This is a genomic window from Gordonia sp. 852002-50395_SCH5434458 (genome assembly GCF_001665905.1).
Taxonomy (GTDB): Bacteria; Actinomycetota; Actinomycetes; order Mycobacteriales; family Mycobacteriaceae; genus Gordonia; species Gordonia jacobaea.
The window spans coordinates 34,314-54,219 of the sequence record NZ_LZTC01000096.1; the positions used below are offsets into that span (position 1 = coordinate 34,314).

Annotated in this window: 9 protein-coding genes; 6 read left to right on the forward strand and 3 right to left on the reverse strand. The window is 68.0% G+C overall.

The features are described 5' to 3' along the window. Window positions 1–81: 81 nt before the first annotated feature. Window positions 82–2,814: a LuxR C-terminal-related transcriptional regulator gene (locus A5785_RS20105; protein ID WP_064868733.1), complete on the forward strand. Its 2,733-nt coding sequence runs from the start codon at window positions 82–84 to the stop codon at window positions 2,812–2,814. A 26-nt stretch (window positions 2,815–2,840) separates the two neighbouring features. Here the strand turns inward: A5785_RS20105 and A5785_RS20110 are convergent, their stop codons facing one another. The 3 genes from A5785_RS20110 to A5785_RS20120 all read right to left on the reverse strand — a co-directional run bounded on the left by A5785_RS20110 (window position 2,841) and on the right by A5785_RS20120 (window position 5,157). Beyond that, a complete protein-coding gene (locus tag A5785_RS20110) occupies window positions 2,841–3,692 on the reverse strand; it encodes an LLM class flavin-dependent oxidoreductase (RefSeq protein ID WP_064868736.1) in 852 nt (283 codons plus the stop codon). A 25-nt stretch (window positions 3,693–3,717) separates the two neighbouring features. Beyond that, window positions 3,718–4,461, reverse strand: a complete 744-nt coding sequence (locus A5785_RS20115; protein WP_064868739.1) for an SDR family oxidoreductase — start codon at window positions 4,459–4,461, stop codon at window positions 3,718–3,720. Between the two features lie 120 nt (window positions 4,462–4,581). Next, window positions 4,582–5,157 (reverse strand): TetR/AcrR family transcriptional regulator, encoded by a 576-nt coding sequence (locus tag A5785_RS20120; RefSeq protein ID WP_064868741.1) that lies wholly within the window; start codon window positions 5,155–5,157, stop codon window positions 4,582–4,584. A 111-nt stretch (window positions 5,158–5,268) separates the two neighbouring features. Between A5785_RS20120 and A5785_RS23140 the strand changes: the two genes are divergently transcribed. The 5 genes from A5785_RS23140 to A5785_RS20145 all read left to right on the forward strand — a co-directional run bounded on the left by A5785_RS23140 (window position 5,269) and on the right by A5785_RS20145 (window position 19,333). Then, window positions 5,269–6,549, forward strand: a complete 1,281-nt coding sequence (locus tag A5785_RS23140; RefSeq protein WP_156525540.1) for an LEM-3-like GIY-YIG domain-containing protein — start codon at window positions 5,269–5,271, stop codon at window positions 6,547–6,549. 972 nt (window positions 6,550–7,521) lie between these two features. Further along, window positions 7,522–8,715: an alpha/beta fold hydrolase gene (locus tag A5785_RS20130; RefSeq protein ID WP_082938131.1), complete on the forward strand. Its 1,194-nt coding sequence runs from the start codon at window positions 7,522–7,524 to the stop codon at window positions 8,713–8,715. Then, a complete protein-coding gene (locus A5785_RS20135; protein WP_156525539.1) occupies window positions 8,708–10,273 on the forward strand; it encodes a caspase family protein in 1,566 nt (521 codons plus the stop codon). Before A5785_RS20130 ends, A5785_RS20135 begins: the two co-directional genes overlap by 8 nt. Continuing rightward, window positions 10,273–10,464 (forward strand): hypothetical protein, encoded by a 192-nt coding sequence (locus A5785_RS20140; RefSeq protein WP_064868747.1) that lies wholly within the window; start codon window positions 10,273–10,275, stop codon window positions 10,462–10,464. The genes A5785_RS20135 and A5785_RS20140 overlap by 1 nt, the downstream gene beginning before the upstream one ends. A gap of 25 nt (window positions 10,465–10,489) precedes the next feature. After that, window positions 10,490–19,333 carry a hypothetical protein gene (locus tag A5785_RS20145; RefSeq protein WP_064868750.1) on the forward strand — a complete coding sequence of 2,948 codons (8,844 nt, stop codon included), beginning with the start codon at window positions 10,490–10,492 and terminating at the stop codon, window positions 19,331–19,333. The last annotated feature ends 573 nt before the right edge of the window (window positions 19,334–19,906 follow it).

The following is a 19,906-nucleotide window of genomic DNA, read 5'->3' on the forward strand; positions in this document are numbered from 1 at the left end:
ATGCGGACAGGAAACAGCACCGACGCACGCCGGCGAACTGATCGCTCGAGCGGTCCGGCGGGGGTTACCCGAGCCGGATCAATGATCGGTCGCGTCGAAGAGTTCGAGGCCATTGTCACTGCCGCTTCCTGCGCCCGAGAGCAGGGATGTGCCCTCGTCGTCGAGGGACATCCCGGAATCGGTAAGACGACGCTGCTCACCTCGTCGGCACGATGGGGCAAGGACAACGGGTTCACGGTTCTGTGCTGCGCCGGAGTCCAGTGCCAGACCAAGGTGGGCTACGCCGCAGTACACGAGTTGGTACGCCCGATTCTCGGGTATGCCGAATCCCTTCCGCCACACCAGAAGCGCGCACTTCTCGGTGCGCTCGGACTGGGCGAACCTGTCGAGTCAGACCCGCTCCTGATCGGCGTCGCGGTGCTCGGGCTGATCGAGGAGGCATCGGCGCGGCGTCCGCTGATGCTCATCGTCGACGACGCGCACTGGCTCGACGGCTCGTCTCTGCATGTGTTGACGTTCGTCGGGCGCCGAATCTCATCGGCAGCAGCGGTCTTGCTGTGCGCGGCTCGCCCGGGGCTCGACGGTGAATCGGCCCGGCTCGTGTCTCTGCCTCGTCTGACGTTGGGTCCTGTCGACGAATCGGCCTCACGGGCCCTGCTCGCCGACGCACTCGCAGCCGGACCGACGTTGAGTGAACTGGCCCAGCGTCGGGTGCTCCACGAGGCGGCTGGCAACCCGTTGGCCATTGCCGAGCTCGCGAAAGCCGTCGCCGCGACGGACGACCACCATCTCTGGGGTGGAACGCCGCCACTGCCAACCACCCGACGTATCGAAAGGATCTTCCTCGAACAACTCGGCGTACTACCCGAACCCAGCAGGCAGATGCTCGCACTCGTCTCGGCGAGCGACGCGACGTCGTTGACAGAAGTGTTGGACGCCGCACGGCGCGTCGACCTACCCGAGACCTGCTTGGACCCGTTGGAACGCACGGGCTTGATCACTGTCGATGACGGCGTCATCAAGGTGCGACACCCTCTGATCCGATCGGTGGCGTACAGCGCAGCGACGTTATCGCAGCGTTCGACGTTCCATCGCGCGCTCGCTGAAGCCACCAGCGACCCAGCGCAGGCCACCTGGCAGCGGGCCGCCGCCTCTTACGGGCGAGACGAGGTCATCGCTACAGAACTCGAGTACGTCGCGCGCGCCGCAGGACAGCGGGGCGCCAACGCCGAAGCCGCCGCGGCGTGGCGGCGCGCGGCGATGCTGTCGACCACACCGGGTGGGCGCGTGCGCCGCCTGGTGCGCGCGATCGAACCGGCTTGTCGAGCGGGGTTGACCACGGAGGCGATCAACATTGTCGACGAGGCCGAACCGTTGGCCACCGGCCTGGATGATCTCGTCGAACTCGCCACCGCCCGTTTCACTCTCGGCGTCACCGCCGGTGTGGCGGTGCCCGCGATCGCCGACTTGCTGGCGTTGGCAGATCGGCTCGCCGACGCCGACACACCGGAGCAGCATCTTGCACGCGTCAACTTGGTGGCCGCTGCCGCGGCACAGTGTCGGATGCACGGTCTCGACGAGGGCGATCGCCACCTCGTGGCAGACAGTCTGCACCGTCTGGAAGTCCTTGAAGAACCCGCGATTGAGGTCGCGTTGGCGACCGTAGAAGACACCAAATACGCGCACCAGTTCCGTTCGCACGCAACGTCTCTTCACGCCGCTGCCAACGACGACACCATGCTGCTGATGTCGATGGGCTTGGCCGCCGAATCGGTCTCTGATCTGTCGACGGCTCAGCAATGTTGGGACAGAGCTATTCGAGTTGCACGCACCAGCGGGGCGCCGAGCATCGAATGCGAGGCACTGCGCGGATCAGCGCGCGCACAGATCATCTCAGGCAGGCTCCCCGAGGCAGCGATGAGCGCGCAAACCGCGTTGCGCATCGCAACTGACTGCGACATGTCTCTCAGCATGGGGAGCGCCGCAGCACTACTTGCGCGCGCTCATGCGTGGCGCGGGCGCTCCGCCGACGCACAGAGCGCACTGGCAATCGCTCGTCAGCACATCCCTGTCGACACGTCACTGCTCTGGATCGACGATTTGGCTTGGGCCAGCGGCCTTCTCGCTCTCATCCGACACGATTACGACGAGGCGTTCACGGAATTGTCGAAGATGGCGCGGGACCGTAGCTCCCGCCGGTGGGCCATTGCAGATCTGACGGAGGCAGCAGTGGCGAGCCACAACGTCGACAGCATTGGCACGCTGGTGGACGAAATCGGCTCCGAGGCAGCAACATTGGGGTCCCCGTATCTGCTCGCCCTGGTGCATCGGAGCCGAGCATTGTTGGCCGGCAACGATATCGACGCCGAAGAACACTTCCGGACAGCACTGCACGACGGTGCCCGCGCCGAAGCATCGCTGGAATACGCTCGCACCCAACTGAATTACGGACAGTGGCTGCGTCGGCAACGTCGGATCGTCGATTCACGGGTTCAACTTTCGGCGGCCCTCAGGGAATTCCAATCGCGCGACGCCGAGCCGTGGGTGCAACGGACCCGCACCGAACTTCGGGCAGCCGGGGTGCAATCGCCCGGAGATTTGACCCCCACGAACGACGTAGAAGCGGAGTTGACCCCACAGGAAATGCAAATCGCACGCCTGGCCGCGTCGGGGCTCAGCAACCGTCAGATCGCTGATCAGATCTACGTGTCACACCGAACCGTTGCGGCACACCTCTACAAGGTCTTTCCCAAACTCGGGATCAGTAGCCGGAACCAGATCCGAGACGTCCTCGGCGAACGCGAGCGCCATTGAATTGACACTTGCGTCTGTCCTAGTGTTCAGCCAATGATGTTGTCCGCCACCCAGAGTGCTGTGTGCGCCGGAAAGGGCGGCGGCAGGATGAGAACTATGTGCGTGAAGCCCGCGTCGACGACCTCAGCGATAGCCGCCCGCGTCTGAGCGGGATGCTCGTAGGACGTCGGCAACGCGACCGATCGTACGATCGACGCCGGGTCGCGACCGACCTCGTCGCACAGTCGATTGAGCAGCGCATTGCGCTCGACCAACTCTGCGATGTCGCCGCCCGGCATGTTCCAGATGTCCGCATGCTGTGCGACCACCCGCAGGGTTGCCCGCGATCGCCCACCGATCAGCAGGGGTGGGTGCGGACGCTGCAGCGGCTTGGGATTGCCCACCGCCCCGGTCAACATGACGTGCTCGCCAGTGAAGTCGAACGGATTGTCCTCCGTCCAGAGCCGTTTGATCACTTCACACGCCTCGGCGAGCGCTTCCACTGATTGACCGAAACTGTTGTACGGCAACCCGTTTGCCTCGTACTCACGGCGGGCTATCGGAATGCGCGGGTTGGAGCCCGCGCCGATGCCGAAGTCCAGCCGACCGTCGGACACGACGTCGACGGTCGCCGCGATCTTCGCCAGCATCGCCGGCGGACGAAAGCGGTTGCTCGTCACCAGCATTCCGATTCGTACTCTCTCGGTGACCGCGGCCAGCGCCGAGAGTAGCGTCCATCCTTCGAAGATGGGTCCCTCGAGCGGTCCCCCAATCGGCAGGAGATGGTCGAAAAGCCACATGTGTTCGATCGCCGGTACGCCGTCGGCTTCTTGCCACACCTGGAGTAGGTCGGAGTAGTCAACCTGTTGCGGCGCAGTCAGAATCCCGAACGATGGCATCACACGTCTCCCTCGGCCCGGGTGCCTACCACGCCACCGGACCGTTGACATCGGTGAACGTACCGGTGGGTCCGTCCGCCGTTATCGACGCCATTCGCACGGCGGAGACGGCGCCTTCAGCGGGAGTCAGGACTCCCCTGTGTCCGTTGAGGTCGGTGGCGACGAAGCCGGGGCACACCGCGTTGACGAGGATGTTGTCGGCGGCGAGATCCCTGGCGTACTGGAGGGTGATCGCGGTCAGCGCCGTCTTGGACGGGACGTAACCCAGTGCGACCGGGGCCGACTCGAAGCTCTGCGGATCCGTCATCATCGCGAACGACCCCGCACTGCTGGACACATTGACGATGCGCGCGGCCCTCGACTTCCGCAGCAGCGGCAGGAAGGCGCTCGTCACGTTGATGACGCCGAATACGTTGGTCTCGAACACGAATCGGATGTCGTCGACGTTGGCGGAGCGAGGTAGCTGACCGGAGAAGTCCGAACCCGGCCGGTGGCTGATACCAGCGTTGTTGACCAGAGCGTCGACCCGCCCGAAGAGGCTCTCCACCGTCTCGGCGGCAGCCGCAGCCGACCCGGGATCGGTGACGTCGAGGGCGACGGCGACCGCCTCGCCGCCACTAGCGCAAATCTCCGCGACGACCTGCTCCCCGGCTTGCTCGTTGCGCGCCCCGACCACCACCGCGTTGCCCAGTTCGGCGAGCTGCTTGGCGATCTCGCGGCCGATCCCCTTGTTTGCGCCGGTTACCACTGCGATCTGCTTGTCACTCATCGGTTCTCCTGCGTTCGACGTTCACGGCGCCGCTTCCAGGCACTTGCTAACCGGAGCGGTACTCCACTTAAAGTAGCGGATAGCCTATCCGGTTGACAAGGTTTTGATTGCACCCCGGAGCTACGTCGGGATGCGAACGCCGTCCAGGAAGGTCTCGAGAATCGGCCGACGGTAGCGCGCGTCTCCGGGGATGGCCGCGATCGCGACGACGGAATCGAGAATCTGTTCCAGTGACAGGTCGCCGCGGACTTCCTGCGCGTGCTGCGCAGCGATGAGCAGTGGCCGGCCGGAAGCGACCACTCGCGCTCGGCTGGTGTCGAACATCGTCTCGTCGCCGTCGACATGGGCCAGCAGGTCCGCAGCGAATGGGCGCTTATTCAGCGCGAACGTCATGAAACTCCGCAGCCAGTACTCGAGCCTTGCGGCAGGCGTGTCGCCCTGCGCGTCCTCGCCTGCGTCGCAGATGACCTGGACCTCGCCCTGGTACAGCGCCTCGAGCAGGGCGCGGCGGTCGGCGAAGTTGCGGTAGACGGTCGCCATGCCCACGCCGGCGCGGCGGGAGATCTCAGCCATGGACACGTCGCTGCCGGATTCCTCGAACGCCGAGCGGGCAGCGGCGAGGATTTTGTCGCGGTTTCGCTCGGCGTCGGCGCGCCGAGAAGCTTGCGCAGCCGACGGAGGCCTCGCTGCGTTCATTCGTGGTTAGCCTATCCGGTTAGCGATGCGGATCGGGCGTCCGCTACGGGTAGAGCGTAACGCTTCGGCGCGGGATCGCAGAGTAGTCGCTACCGGGGCAAAATCGCATAGGTGGAAGCTCGAAACCGAGAACTAGATAATGACTCGTTCACACTTGTCGATGTCGCCATATTGATCCTGGACGCCGTCACCTTGCTGCACTCTAACGGGCACGAACTGGTGCGTGTCCTACCGGGGGATTCCCCTTCCGGCCTGCATTGGCGAGTCAACGTCACCACTGCAGACAACCTGATCGACGAGGACGGGTACCTGGAGTTACGCGATTGGGATAATAGTTTTCGCTACACGTCCGGCGATGAGTTCATGATCGCACGCACGCCTGTCACTAAGGCCACCACTGTGGAGCGAATCGCGGATCTCATCCTCGAAGACATTCCGAGTACTGGGTTAGGTTCAGACCCGACGTATGTTTCCTGGTATTCCCAGCTTATGCGGCTGGTACACCAGCACCACGCCGTTCCGTACGCGTACGGCGAAGAGGTGCGCGCAGGCGTGAGTTGGGACATTGGCTCGAACACCGATACTCACATCGAGCCACCTCCCCAGCCGCCCCAAACAGCGTCAGACCAAACAGTCGCCCACCCCCACGTCTTCAGCTCGCATGTGGCTGAACAGATCGGATGGTATGTCTACGCCCTCCGTAACCCGATCGACGGCAGAGTCTTCTATATAGGTAAAGGCAAGGGCAACAGAGTCTTTGCGCATGCAGTGCAAGCACAGATGGCCCCCGGCGAGGATGTAGTAGGCTCGAAGATCGAACTCATCAATGCGATCCATGCCGCCAACCGGCAGGTCGAGGCTTTTATCATCCGGCATGGTCTGGCTACCGAGGGCCTCGCTTACGAGATCGAAGCTAGCGTCATCGACGCGCTGCGGCTCATCGATCCCACCCTCGACAACAAACTGTTCGGGCTGACCAACAAGGTCCTTGGGCACGACGTCGCCTCAAGGGGACTCGCCAGTGTCAACGTAATCGCGAGTCGATACAACGCTCCTCGTGCCCCCGACATCACGGTCCCGGCAATTCTCATTAAGATCCCCGGTCTCTGGACACCAACCATCACACCACAAGCCCTCTACGACGCCACGCGCCAATCCTGGCGAATCGGCAAACGTCGAGAAGACGCCAAGTATGCGTTTGCAGTCTCGCACGGCGTAGTTCGCGCCGTTTACAGAATCGACGACTGGCAGCCAGCACCGGAAAGCGGCCCTCAACGCTGGCGTTTCAACGGGCAAATCGACCCCGAACTCTCTGGTCGATACGCAAACAGCAGCGTTAAACACCTATTCAAACCGGGGCAGGCAAATCCGATCCAGTACCTCAACTGCTGAAAACTGACTCAGATGATCTTCGTACTTCGCGCTCACGGCTAGCCCCGTAACCTGCAGTGGAGATATCTGGATGGTCGAAGTCTGTGCGCTACGGGCGGGGTCGCAGGCTGCTGTCGTGGCGTAGGGGCGCTATGAAGACAACCGCTTGTTCGAGCGCGGCGCAGATTGTGATTCCAACTGGCGCAGGCCCCGCAGTATCGAGCACATCGGGACGCGCACACCACTGATGAGTTAGCGGCGTTTAAGACCGATCTCCACAACACGCGCTACTCGATGAACGAGGTCACAATCGTGCTCGACGCGCTCTACGTGTTTATCGTCCGCAAGCTTCAATTGATTTATTCTTTTCGCGGCCTAAATTGCGCATGAATGTTTCGCTAGAACAGGGTGTGTCAACCGCTTCGTCGTTGGTTTATTTCGACGATAAGAGAGTCAACATCAGCCGCATCGACAGGTTGATATTCACCTGAGATCATTGCCCTACTGAAGCTATCTTCAGAAATGTTGTTCCATTTGCCAGAGCCTACGTACGCTTCCGCGCTGACAAACGGCAATTCTTCCCCCGGAGCGCTGGTTCTAAACAATAAAAACGGTTCACTATAGAAGTATGCGTATCCTTCTACGTCTCTATGGAAATAGATGTATCCATCAGTCAATGGGTTCTCTTTTCTAGGTACTCTACGAGAGGGTAATAGCCGTTTGCTTGCGTATGGCCACTACTGTTATCTGCTGCGCTACTGGTCGACGACGTGTGTAGGAACCGTCATCGAAACACCCCAGGACCCCCTTACATCTTGTGCCACGCCGTCACAACCGGCGAACCGGACCTACGCACTCTAAATACGGAAGAGCCGGTTTTGCGTAGACTTGAACGGAAGAGAGACTCCGCGTTGCGGGCTTCCGCTCATGTGTCGAAACGGGCAGAATGGAGGCTTCCGCCGCTCGGCGCGGCCGAAGCTTAGGGGGTCCGACGTGCGCTCGACCATCTTGTTCGTGCACGGCACGGGGGTTCGCGAGTCGCGGTACGCCGCCACCATGGAGACGATCTGTCGGGAGATTGCCCGACACGGGCTCGACCTCGCGGTGCGAGGCTGCTATTGGGGCGACGCCGAGGGTGCGGCTCTAGCTGCCCACGGCGCGTCCATCCCTGGGTACGACGAGCACGGGGGTTCGGTGCCCAGCGAGGCGGATCAGGAGCTCACGATGTGGAGCGTGCTCGAGCTCGACCCGTGGTACGAGTTGCGACTCCTGCGCCACAGGCCGATGGCTGGTCCGCTGCCGTTCGGGCAAGAGCCGCCCGCAGTCGCGCTCCGCCACGCGGTCGACCAATTCGAGCCGTCAATAGACGCCCTTGAGCACTTCGCACAAGCCGGACTCGAAGACTTCCTCGCACGCGCGGTCGCTTCGCTGCGCCAGGCTCCGGAGCTGGACCAGGCCCTAGCAACCGCACCACCCGAGTCGGTGGACCACCGTCGGGCCATCGCCCGGGCCCTCGTCGCCTGGACCCTGCTCGCGGCCCACGACGAGGGCCGACCCGCTGTGAACGGCATGACACGTGACCGGCTGGTTCTCGACCTCACCACACAACTGCAGGGCGATGGTCTGGGGATCGGCGACTTCTTGTTGAGCCCGGTCAAGGGCCTGGCGGCGCGAATGGTCACGCGCAAGCTCACCGGCGACAGGGGCAGCATTACCGACGCGGCGGCCCCGATGGCCGGGGACGTGCTGCGGTTCCTGGCCCACGGCAGCGGACTCCGTCGATTTCTCCGGGCTGCGATCCACGACATCGGCCGGGGCCCGGTCCACCTCTTGGGCCACTCTCTCGGAGGAATCATGTGTGCTGACCTTCTCGCGCGCGAGAAGATGCCGAGCGTCGCGGGTCTGATCACGGTCGGTTCGCAAACGCCATTCCTTTACGAAATAGGAGCATTCCCGGCACTCAGCTACCCAAGCCCGCTGCCCGATCACATGCCGCCGTGGCTGAACGTCTACGACCCGCGCGACATCCTCAGCTACCGCGCAGAGGGCGTGTTCGGCAACCGGACGCGTGACGTTGAGGTCGATAATGGCCAGCCCTTCCACTACTCGCACAGCGCCTACTGGACCAACCCCGCCCTGTGGAAGGCAGTGGAGCAGTTCGTTGTCCCCTGGGGCAGCGGTGGTTGACCCGAGCCGGACAAGCGTGCTCGCGGTCGGCCTCGAGAAGTACAAGTTCGGGCAGAACCGCAGCCTTCCTGGTGTAGCCGACCACGCAATCCGCTTCGCGAGGTGGGCGATCTCGCAAGGAGTGCCGGTTGAGCGGGTGCGGCTGAGTTGCTCGTGGGACAGCGAACCCAACGCTCTGCCCGGCGTGACTGATGTCGCCCCGAACGGACCTGCACTCGTGCAGGCGATGCGCGACCTGCTCACCGAGGGCGGTGACTTGCTCCTGGTCTACTGGTGCGGGCACGGTGTGTCCGCCCACGGTGCGCGCGCCCTCTTCACCGCCGACGCCGACGACGAACTCCCTACCAACTTGGCGGTCGACAAGATCCGCCAACTGTTGGGCTCGTCGCTTGGCGTGGGATTCCCACAGCAACTGCTCTTCTTCGACGCATGCGCCAACCACTTCGAGCATCTCGGCTACAAGGGTGGGCTCCCGTCGACGCCGTTTCCCGAGGGCTTGACTCCGCGCGGGGCCAAGCAGTTCTTTTACTTCGCTACCGAAATCGGCCGGGTCGCGCTGTACGACCGCTCCGCCAGACAGGCAGCCTTTTCCACCCAGGTCATCGGCTGGATGGAGAGCCAGCCTGGGCAGCCGTTTCCGCCGAACGTGCATGCCCTGAGCGCGCAAGTTAATGCCGCGTTCGAGGCTGCGAGCGGCGACTCACCCATTCCCGTCACCCTCGTCGTCGAGGGCCTCGACGGTAATGCGATCGACCGGACGTTTGTAGGTAAAGCTGCCCCGCGGTCAGACGAGGATTACGACCCCGCCGGCTCCAGGGTCGCGGTCGCAGAGGCCAAGGCCGAGAAGCGGTCCGAGTGGGCCGTCGACGTGCGGGGCGTCCGTGAGCGGGTCGTCAACGCGACCCAGCGGCTGACGCTCGACCGGACCTTCGAGGTGGCGGTCGTTGAGGCCGCGGGCGTGACCCGGAGCCGGCTGGACGAGGCGGAGAAGGTGCTAGACGTGACCGCGATCCGCTGGACGCCGCGCTACTGGTTCCCGGTCGACGCCGGCGCGGTCGCGCGCCTCGACCAGCGGCTCGCAGCAGTCCGCGAGCAGATCGGCGGCGCACACCTCGCCCTGGTCGTCCACGGCGGGGGGGGGCGACGCGAAGGTTGTGCGAGAGCTCCACCGCCGGGCGGGGGCAACGCTGGGTGTGGCTGTCGGTCCGACCGTCGTCGTCGGGGCGAGGTGGCGGGCCGCGACGGACCCGTCGGTGGTGTGGCTGCGCGTCCGGTCCTTCCGGCACGATGTCGGCGGCGCTCGAGCGGCGGCTCGACATTGCGGCCACAAAGCGCCGGTGGGCGGAGCTGGTGGACGATCCCGAGGTACCTCCGCTCTCGGCGCTGGCCGCGATCGCGCGGTCGGGTGAGCGCGGCACGGGTCGGCTGGACCTCGTGGTCGCAGCGCTGCTGGAGCGCTCGTCGGCGTCGGTGCGCACCGCCTGGGAGGTGCTCGAGTCCGGCCGGACGGCGGACCCCTCCGCCTGGACGTCGCCGACGCGGGAGTTCGTCGCGCTAGTGGTGCGCGGCGGTGGCGAGATCCCGCTGGCCAGCCTGCCGATGAACCTGCTCCGGGAGACGTACCTCCACGACGAGCTGTTCCGGTTGGGGCCGGGGCACACGCTCTACAGACTGCTTCTCGAACTGCCCGAGTCTGTGCGAAAGTCGCTGGGTCTCGTCGACAACCAAGGCTTGACGAACGGAACCTGAGCGCGCGTACCACGAAGGGGACACGATGAACGATCTGCTGACCGACTGGTACTTCACCCGGTGCGTCAACCTGCTGAAGGAGCAGGCCTCGGACCTGCTCATAGATCTGCAGCGGCTGCGGCTCGACACCCTCCAGCCGGCACGGCACGTCTCCGCGGTGCAGCGCATCCTCGCGGCCGACCACCAGGTCGGCGTGTATGCGCTCCCGGCCCTGCTCGATGTGATGGTGCGCGACGTCTCGATCGAGGCCGCCGGTGCCGCGGCGCAGGCGGTGGCGACCATCGCCTCGGACGGCACCGAGCGGGCCGTGGGTGCGGCGGTCGCCGACCTCGTCGACCTGGTCCGCTCGATCGGGTCCGGCCTCGCCATGGGCGGCCGCGAGGTGCAGGACGCCGTTGCCGGCCTCGACGTCCTCGCCGCGGCGGCGGCACATCAGGTCCTCGTCGAGGAGCACACGCCGTACTTCGGCTTGACCAGCCAGCAGCTGCACGTCGCGCTGCTCGCGCTCGCCTCCTGCCTCGCGGGCGACCCAGGGGTCGCCGCAGCACTCGCCCCGCGGCTGGCCTCGGTCGTCGACGAGCAGCCGGAGGGAGTACTCGCCGAGGTGGTCCTCGCCGCCGCGACCGGTGCGGCGGGCCGGCTGCCCCTGCGGCTGGGGGTCGAGCTCGTGGTACTTGCCGTCGACCCCGAGGCCGGACGTCGGCTCCTCGCGTCGGCCCACAACGCCGACGACGGGGTGAACAGCTTCGAGCCCGACCTCCTCCAGACCGCGGCCGTGCTCCAGCCGGACCCGGACTCGCTCCTCGACGAGGTGCTTTACTTGCGCGGCCTAACGACCTTCCTGCGCGGCGAGCCCGCCGGGACCCGCCCCACGGCGGCCGTCGTGCGCCGGCTCGGCATCCACGTGAACGACACGATCGTGCTGCGCGCCCAGATCTGGCAGACGGCGACTCTCGGTCGGGCGATCGCCCAGCCGGAGCGGTACGCCGGCGACCTCGCGGCGCTCCTCGAGATTCGGCGCAGCCCCGACCACATGGTGGTCGCCCCGCCGGGGCAGGGCGACCGGGACTGGGCCCCGCTCGCGAGCGCGCTGGCCGAGGTGAGCGGTGGCCGATGGCTGTTGACCACGGCCGGGCCGAGGGACAAGAAGGTGTCGACGAGAGCGGCGGCCACCGTGGTCGCCTCGCCGTGGCTCAGGGCCCACAAGGAGAAGGGGTCATTGCACTACACGGCGATCCGTCGGCTGAGCGGGGTGCTGCGGCTCGCCCTCCCGTCCCTGGCTGCCGCCCGCGAGCTGAGCTCGCCCGAGGTCGCGGACGACGAGCAGGCCGACGTCACCCGGACGGCCCTCGCCGGCCTCGTCCTCGTCGCCGACGCGATGCTCGAGCCCGAGCTGTACCGCGTGTGGGCGCCGCTGGTCGTCGCGGCTCGGCTCACGCTGGAGGAGCTGACGACCGGTCACGTGGGTTCGGTGTCGCCGGAGCGGCTCTACGACTGGATCGACGCCGTCAACGACAAGCTCCAAGCTGGTCGGCCGGGCCAGATCGGTGAGCTGATGGGCGCGCAGGTCGTGGCGCGGCCGCTGGCCTGGGCGCACGCGATCCTGCCGCACCTCGACGAGGCGGGGCCGAGCCGGTGGGCTCCCGAAATGGTCGATCTGGTGGAGTTCGAGCTCGACGACAAGGGCCCGGGCCCTGTCGACGTCCGGGCCCTGGTCCTCAACGACGTCCTACGGAGGTTCGGTCGGCCGTACAGCCACCGGCCGATGCCGGTCCAGCCCGTCTGGCAGAAGATGTACCGCCAGCCGACACTCGACCACCACAAAGTCCTCCTCTCACCCACGACGTCGCTCGAAGAGTGGCTGCTGGAGCGGCGCAAGAAGCCGACGGCCGCGGCCGCCGCCGCGCTCGCGATCCGCCGGCTCGAGGCTCTCGGCACCGATGACCAGCCCCGGATCGCGGCCACTTTCGCCGAGCTGACCGACGAGATGGCCGTGGTGCTGCGCCAGCGCGACCGCGCCCGCGACCACTTCCACGTGCTGGTGCGTGCCGTCGCTCTGCTGGACCATCCTGCGGTCCGAGAGTCGACGGCGCGGGTCGAGCAGGTCGCCGGGGTCGGAATCGTGTCCGACGAGCCGACGATCTGGCGCTACGTGTTCGACCGGGCGCTCGAGCAGGAGGCCCCGCTCGGTGACGAGGAGGGCACGATCCGACGGCTCCTGGCCGGGGCGCTGCGGCGCCTCCTGTCGATGAAGCCGAGCGACGCGACCACCGAGCGGCTGCGCACGATTTGGCGCGATGCCCTCGACCGGGCGGTCCAGCGCACGCCCGAGGCGGAGCGCACCGAGCTGCGCGACCTCCTCATCGAGGCCGCCGATCTCCACGGCGCCGGGGCCGCCGGGTTCCGGGCCGTCGCCCAGCCGGTGGCGCAGACCGGACTCGACCGCCGCCGGCTGCGCGCCGTCGAGACCGGCGTCGCGGGTGCGGCGTGGCTGACCCGGGGGCTGGTCCTCGACCCGGTGGACGACGCGCACGTGGCGTTCGTTGACGGTCGCGACACCCGGGGGGTGAGCTCCCAGTTCCCGCCGCGCCGGCGCCCGCGCAACTCGCTGGGCACCGTGGTCTCGCTCACCGAGCAGGACGGCGTGTCCACCGCGATCCTCAACGTGGGCGAGTCCGACCTGTGGTCGGTGCTGCTGCGCGGGCGGGTCCCCGCCTCCGAGACCCTGAGTATCGGCGACCCGGTAGCAGCGGTGCTCAAAAACGACAGGCGCTCGTTCCGGATGCTCCTCGACCAGCCGGGAACGGGACGGCCTACCGCCGTGCGCCTCGAGGCCTACCGGGAGAGTGCGGAGCTGTCCGGTCGAATCCTCCAGCTCCGGGTCAGAGGTCAGGGTGCGCAGGCCGTCGACCACCGCCTCTGGGACGCCGACACCGCACGGGCATTCTCGGGCCGCGACGACGAGACCGCGGATGTCGTGGCGGTGTACGACGCCGAGCTCGACTGGCTCCCGTTCGTGCGGGACGGGCTGGCGCTAGTCGTCCAGATGGTCACCACCGGGGCGCCGACGACGTTGGTCCTCAACTCCGAGTCGGCCGACGGCTGGGTCTTCTCGACCGCGCCGGGCGAGGTCTACGGGTTGCGCCGCTCCGACATCGGTCTCGAGACCGTGGCCGCGTTCGAGCGGCTGCTCGGCGCACACGACGACCCGAACGGCCTGCTGGTCACCTTCGTTCTCGGGGCCGGCCTGACGCTCGAGCTCTGGGACGGCGACCACAGCACGGACGTGCACGGCGCCCTCACCTGTCCTGTGGACGACCGCAACCTGCGGTGGCGAAGAGCGGTCGACGAGCACCTGGACGGAGTGCTGCTCGCTCCGGAGGAGGGCGTGTGGCAGCTGCGCGTGACGGCCCCGGCCGCGCCGTTCCCGAGCGCGATCTCGTTGACCGTCGAGCGGCCGGCGACCGGGCGGCGCGCGGCCCGCGACGAGGCCCAGTTCATCGCGCCGAACGAGTTCGACCCACACGCGCAGCGGACCGGGCATCTGCGCGCACGGGTCGAGCCCGCGAACAGCCTGGGAGAGGACCCCGCGGCCGTGTTCGCCGAGTTCTTCGCCCACGAGGACGTCACGGTCGAGCTCCGCAATGTCATCAGGTACACCCCCGACGGCTGGGTGATGTGCGCGACCACCAACGGGATCGTGGTGATGCTGAGGCCGGAGTCGATGTCCCTGGTCCCGCTGGACCCAGACGTCATCAGGACCCTCGACGTGCGCGGCCGCCAAGCCCGGCTGGGCGGTCTGCGTCCCGCCCGGCACGAGACGTGGACAGCCGTCACCGGCGCCGCGGCCGGACTGCTGCGTGACGTTCTCGAGCGGGCGACGGGTCCGCTCGTCGGCCTGGTGTGGTCGGTTCGCCGAGGAGCTCGAACGGCCGGGCCGGTCGCGGTCAAGTTCGACGTGCCTGGGTACCCCAACGTCGCCATCGACCTCGGCGTCCGGAGCGTGCGCGCCGGCTCCATCGTCGCGGTTCGGGCCGCGTCGGAGTTCGGGGGCGTCGAGGTGTCGGTGGCCAGCACATTCCGGATCGGTGACCTGCTCTTCCCCGACCTAGCCCCCGGCGAGCCCGTCGACGGCTGCGTGTACGTCGGCCACACGGCCGCCGCCGGCACGACCACAGGCGTGGTCCAGACTTCCGGCGGCGCCGTCCTGACCGCGGACGTACCGAGCGACGTTCCGCTGTTCTCGGTCCGCCAAGGGGGGCAGTGGCGCCCGCCGCGCCGGCAGTGGGAGTCTTCGTGCCGAGTGGAGCGGGGAGCGGACGGCGGGCGCACGCAGTGGGTGCTGATCTCCGGCGACGCAGGCGCCATCGGCGGAGTCGTCACCCGCGAGCTGGCCGTGGGACCCGCCGCCGTGCGCCGGGCCCGGATCGTCGTGCGCCGCCGGCTGGGTCAGGTGGTCCTCGGGCGGGAGCTCGACGTGGTCAACGTGCGCATGCAGCGGACCACGAGCTCGCCGTTGCGCCGGCCCAGGACGCCGGTCGATGTCGCGTCGGTCCCGGACATCGCCGCCGAGCTCGACCGGCTCGCCTCCCGCGGCGAGCCCGTCGAGGTCGAGGTCGAGCCCCAGGACCTCGATCGCGCGCACGTCACCGAGCTCGTCCAACTGGGTTGCCGGCGCAGCGAGGCGGCGCTGGCGGTCGTCGACGCCGAGCCCGTGCTGATCTCGGCTGTGGACTACGAGACGGCGGGGCTGGGGCGGCTCGTCGCGACCGGCGCCGACAGCTACGGGATCTCATTCCGGGAGGTTCCCGACCTCGACCTCGAGGCGCTGGCGGCCCACCTCGGCGCGCCGTACGGAGAGGAGGTGCGCCCGCGTCGGCTGCTGTACGCGATGGAGCACAACGGCCGGCACGTGTTCGAGTTCGGCTTCGGCCTTCGGGCCAGCGCGGAGGGCGCACAGCTACGCTTCGACGACCAGCCCTTCGACGAGGTCAAGCGGGTGCTCTTCCACGGCGACCAGGTCGGCGGCGTCGTGTTCACCCGCGTCGAGGGGGAGACGGTGATGGTGATCCGCGAGGCCTGGATCACCGCGTCCGCTGGTACGACGCTCTACCGCCAGGCCGCCGAGCTCAAGTTCCTGCACCTGCTCCGCGTGGAACGCGAGGGCGGCGCCCTGCGGGTCCGGCAGATCGAGGGGTTCAGCCGCGCGAGGACTGACGAGAGCAGATCGTTCCTCGGCCCGCAGGTCGCGCTCGCCGTCCTGGACACGGGCGCGGAGGACCTCGATGTCACCGACGGCGCAAGCCGGCTGATCTATGGCGAGCTCGACACCAAGCGGTTTCTCGACTCGGCCGGGCTGCAGGTGGTCTTCCACCACCGCACGCTCACGGCGGAGGGGCTCGCGGCGATCGGCCACGGTGTCGTCACTTTCGTCAAGGGCGGCCGGATCAAGCGGTTCGGCAACGAGGTGCTGCTCGCGGTCCGCTCGGCCAGCGACCGGGCGAGCGACCTCGACGGCTCGGCACGGGTCATTCGCCGCAACTTCTCGGTCGACGTCAACCAGCTGCCTCGGCTCCAGGACTTTGAGGGGGAGCGGGCCTTGGCGGGCTCCCTCCTCGTCGGGTGGGTGCGCGAGGAGGCGGCGCAGCGGGCCGGCGTCGAGGTGCGGCTCTGTGGCCCGACCATCCCGTCTCGGTCGACCCGGTCGCTGCGCGACCTAGCGCTCGCGCAGGACGGCGCATTCCTCCTCGTCGACGAGCTGGGCCGCGACCGAGACGAGAGGACGATTCGGCTGGAGTACCGCCACGGCATCTACTTCAGCGTACGGTTCGGCGAGATCGAGTCCGAGCCCGGCAACCTGGTCCGGCAGGACGTCGTCCGGCTGACCGTGTCGCGGGAGTCGGGGCTGTTCACGCTAACGCGCTGCAGCCCCAGTGACCGGCGGTTCTTCGAGACCACCCCCCGCCCGATGGTGGCGCTCCCGGCCAACCGGCTGCTCGCGAAGACCGCGCCCGCCGACTCGCGCGCCGACGGCTACTGGGGCCACGGACGGGCCGGGATCGCCTTCATCGCCGGTGGTCTGCCCGGTGAGATGGCCGCACCCGCGTCGTACGCCGAGCCGACGGGCTGGGGTGGCGGCAAGCCCCGGGAGCTCACCGCCCTGATGGGGGCACCGCACCCGAAGGTCGCGCTGTTCGGCCTCCGGGGCGGCCGGCTCAGTGCGGCACCGGCCGGTCGCACCACCGGTGCCGGCGCGCTCTCCTTCGGCCGCGACGGTCGAGTCACCGCCGTCGTCGACGGCACGCACGTCGCGGTCGACCCGGCCGTGCTCACCTTTGCCGACATCGCGGCCACCGACCTCCGGGAGCGGGCGCGAGCGATCTCGTGGCGGTTCCACGACGACAGCACCGGGTCCTGGGAGCCGGACGGCACCGTCCTGCGGCAGCCCCTCGAGGCGCACTCGGTCGTCGACGGTGGCCCGGTGTTCTTCGAGCGCGGGGAGCGGCTGCGCTACACGACCGACCTCGACCGGTGGGCCTATTCGAGTGCCTTCCTGAGCCAGGGCGTGCGCAGCGAGGATGCAGCCGTTCGGGCGGCGGTGGCGGGAATCAGCCGGGCCGTCGACGGCCGTCCGGACGGGCTCTACCTCGAGGTCGCGCCGGGAGTGGTCTGCCTCGTCCTCGGTGCGCTGCTGGGCATCCGACTCGCCGGGGGGCGGGTCGCCGCGCTCGACGAGGTCTCGATGGGCTCGTTCGGGGTGGGTGACCAGCTCGACGTAGTCGTGCGCCGCGACGCCGGCCGGTCCGTCGACAGCGTGCACGTCGTGCGTTGGGTGACGAGCGGTCGCGGGCTGGCGGGCACCGAGTGCCCGCGGCTGCTGCTTCCGGTCGAGCACTTTGACGACGAGACCGGGTTGCTACGGCTCGGAGCCGGCCAAGTGCACGTGCACCTCCCGACATGGCGGCAGCCGACCGCCGCGTCTGTCGGCCTCACCGCGGACAACGCGATCGACGAGGTGACTGGCCCTCCGGTGACTGGTGACTCGATGCTGCTGGTCGTCGAGGACGGCAAGCTCGCGGTAGCGGGGCTGCCGGGCGTCCAGCCGTACACCAGGGAGGACATCTGGACCGAGGACCGGTGGCACCGGCACCTATTCCGGGACGGGCGCTTCATCGCACCCCGCCTCAAGAACGAGGTGCTCGGCGCCGGCGGAGCCATGGCGGTCACGGTCGAGCACTTCAAAGAGAAGCGGTCCGCACTGCTGTTCTCCTTCCGCCGCCAGTTCGCGCCACTCGCGGACGGCCGCCCGATGGTGGGTCAGGTCGTCGGCAGCGAGAGCCGATTCCTCCTCGTCCGTTTGGCCTCGGCCATCGTCCGGCTCCGGGCGGACCGGCTTGTCTCCGGCGTGCCAATCGACGCGGTGGTCGCCGTGGCCACCGCGCTCCGCGACGCGGGCACCCCGGTCTGGCTGTCCTGCGACGGCCGGGACCTCTCATGCCCGGCGCCGGCGGGAGCGCCGGCCGGTGACCGGTTCCTCGCCGAGACGGACGTCGACGTCGACGGAGTGACCGGCATCGTCGCCCGGGACGTGGTGACGAACGGCCTGGCGTGGGTCCCGGGATCGGCGCTGGCCCTCACGGCGCTCGATCGGGAGGACCGACGCGCCCTGTGGCTCACCGAGGACGCGATCCCGTTCACCGCGGCCATGGTGGCGAGCGACCCGTCCGTGACGCAGACCCCGGTCGCGTCGCTCCTCGACGTGCCGGCGGTGGTCACGGAGCGGTCGGGGCTCCGCCGGGGGCTCGGCCTCGGGGTGACGGTGCGCAGCGTGACCGACCGTGAGAGTGGTCGGCGGATCGTCGCCGCGACCCGAGAAGGCACCCTGATCGAGTTGCGCTGCCTCGAGCCCGACACTATCGAGGTGGGCCAGCAGCTCAACGTAGAGGTGCTCTCGATCGAGCAGGGCGGTCGGTCCGTCGTCGCCGTGCCGGTCGGCGAGCGCCGGTTGACGCTGGTCCTGCCGCGACGGCTGGTCGCCCACGTCCCACCCGTGGGGGAGCGCCGCGCGGCCTTCGCGCGGCTGCTCGACCTCCTCGACGAGCCGGCGCCGACCGACCTCACCACCCTCGGGTCTGTCGCGGTGGAGGAGCGGGTCGCGCGGTCGTATACCGCGGTCGACGGTGGTCGCGTCTCGGCGGTCGCGGCATCCTATGCCGCCGACTGGTGGCGCGGTCTGACGCCGGACGACGAGGTCGACCTGCTGCCGGCGCTCCTCGCCGTGCACCTGCTCCTGTCCGCTGCCACGGCACCCACCGCCGCCCTCCTGGACGACAGCGGCACCGAGGACGAGGAGGTGCTGCGCTCGTCGCAACAGCGGTGGGAGAACCTCGCGTCCGAGGTGCTTGCGTCGCTGGGCCGCCGGGCGCTGCGGAGCCTGCACGTCGAGGCGCTAATGCGCTACTGGCTGGAGCAGCGCCATGCCCACGAGGGTTTCGCGTGGCGGCAGTGGGAGCTGATCGTCCGCGTTGCCGGTGAGCCCCTCATGCCTAACACCGAGGCGACCATCGAGCCGATGCTGCGCCAGCTCGAGTTCGGCGCCGGCAGCGAGGGACGTCGGGTGGCCGCGGCGGTGCGGATGGCCTGTGGCTCGGGAGAGGGAGCGGCCCTGCTCCTCGGCGACGAGGACCTCCTGCTGCCTGAGCTCGTACGACACGTGCGGGTCGCGGACCCGACCCTGATGGTGTTCCGCGGACCGCGGGCGCGCCGCGTGCTCGACGTCCAGCTCACCTACGTGAGCCGCACGATCACGAGGATCCGGGCCAACGGCAGTGACGTCATCCTGCTGCCCGAGCCACCCTGGTTCGACTGACGCCGACACTCCGGCCCGGTCCCAAGTACGCTTCCCCGCCCACAACGTCAAGACCTGATGGCGAACACGCCTGCGCCTTCCGCGGCACGCACTAGCGAAGGCGTCCATGCGATGTCTCCGGAGTAGGCAGAGCTGGACCCATCCAGCCCAATCCGAAGGGGCCGAGTCGGGGGCACCGCTAGCGTGGCCGGCCCCCCATGCCTGCACGGCCATCAGCCCACGGCCAACAGGACCCTCGGGGGATCGAGTTCAACCACATCCGCCTCGAACCGACGGCCACGCTGCTCCGGGGTAGAGCATCTCCATGGCGGCCGTGACCCGATCGGCCGTCCCGATACACGCGAACATGGTCAGTGGTCTGCTCCGACGGCAAACTGACGGTCGAGTACCAAGAACGGCAGCCTGCCGAAGTGGTCGCCGTGCAGATGAGAAACCACGGGCATCGAACTCGCTCGGATCGACACCCTGAGACTTCATCGCAGTCAGGCGGGTGGCTCAGCGGTGCACGAGAATGGAGTGGGCTTCAGCCCGCAGGCGGATGCAGGTCTGGAACCGCCGCCGCTGGGTAAGTCC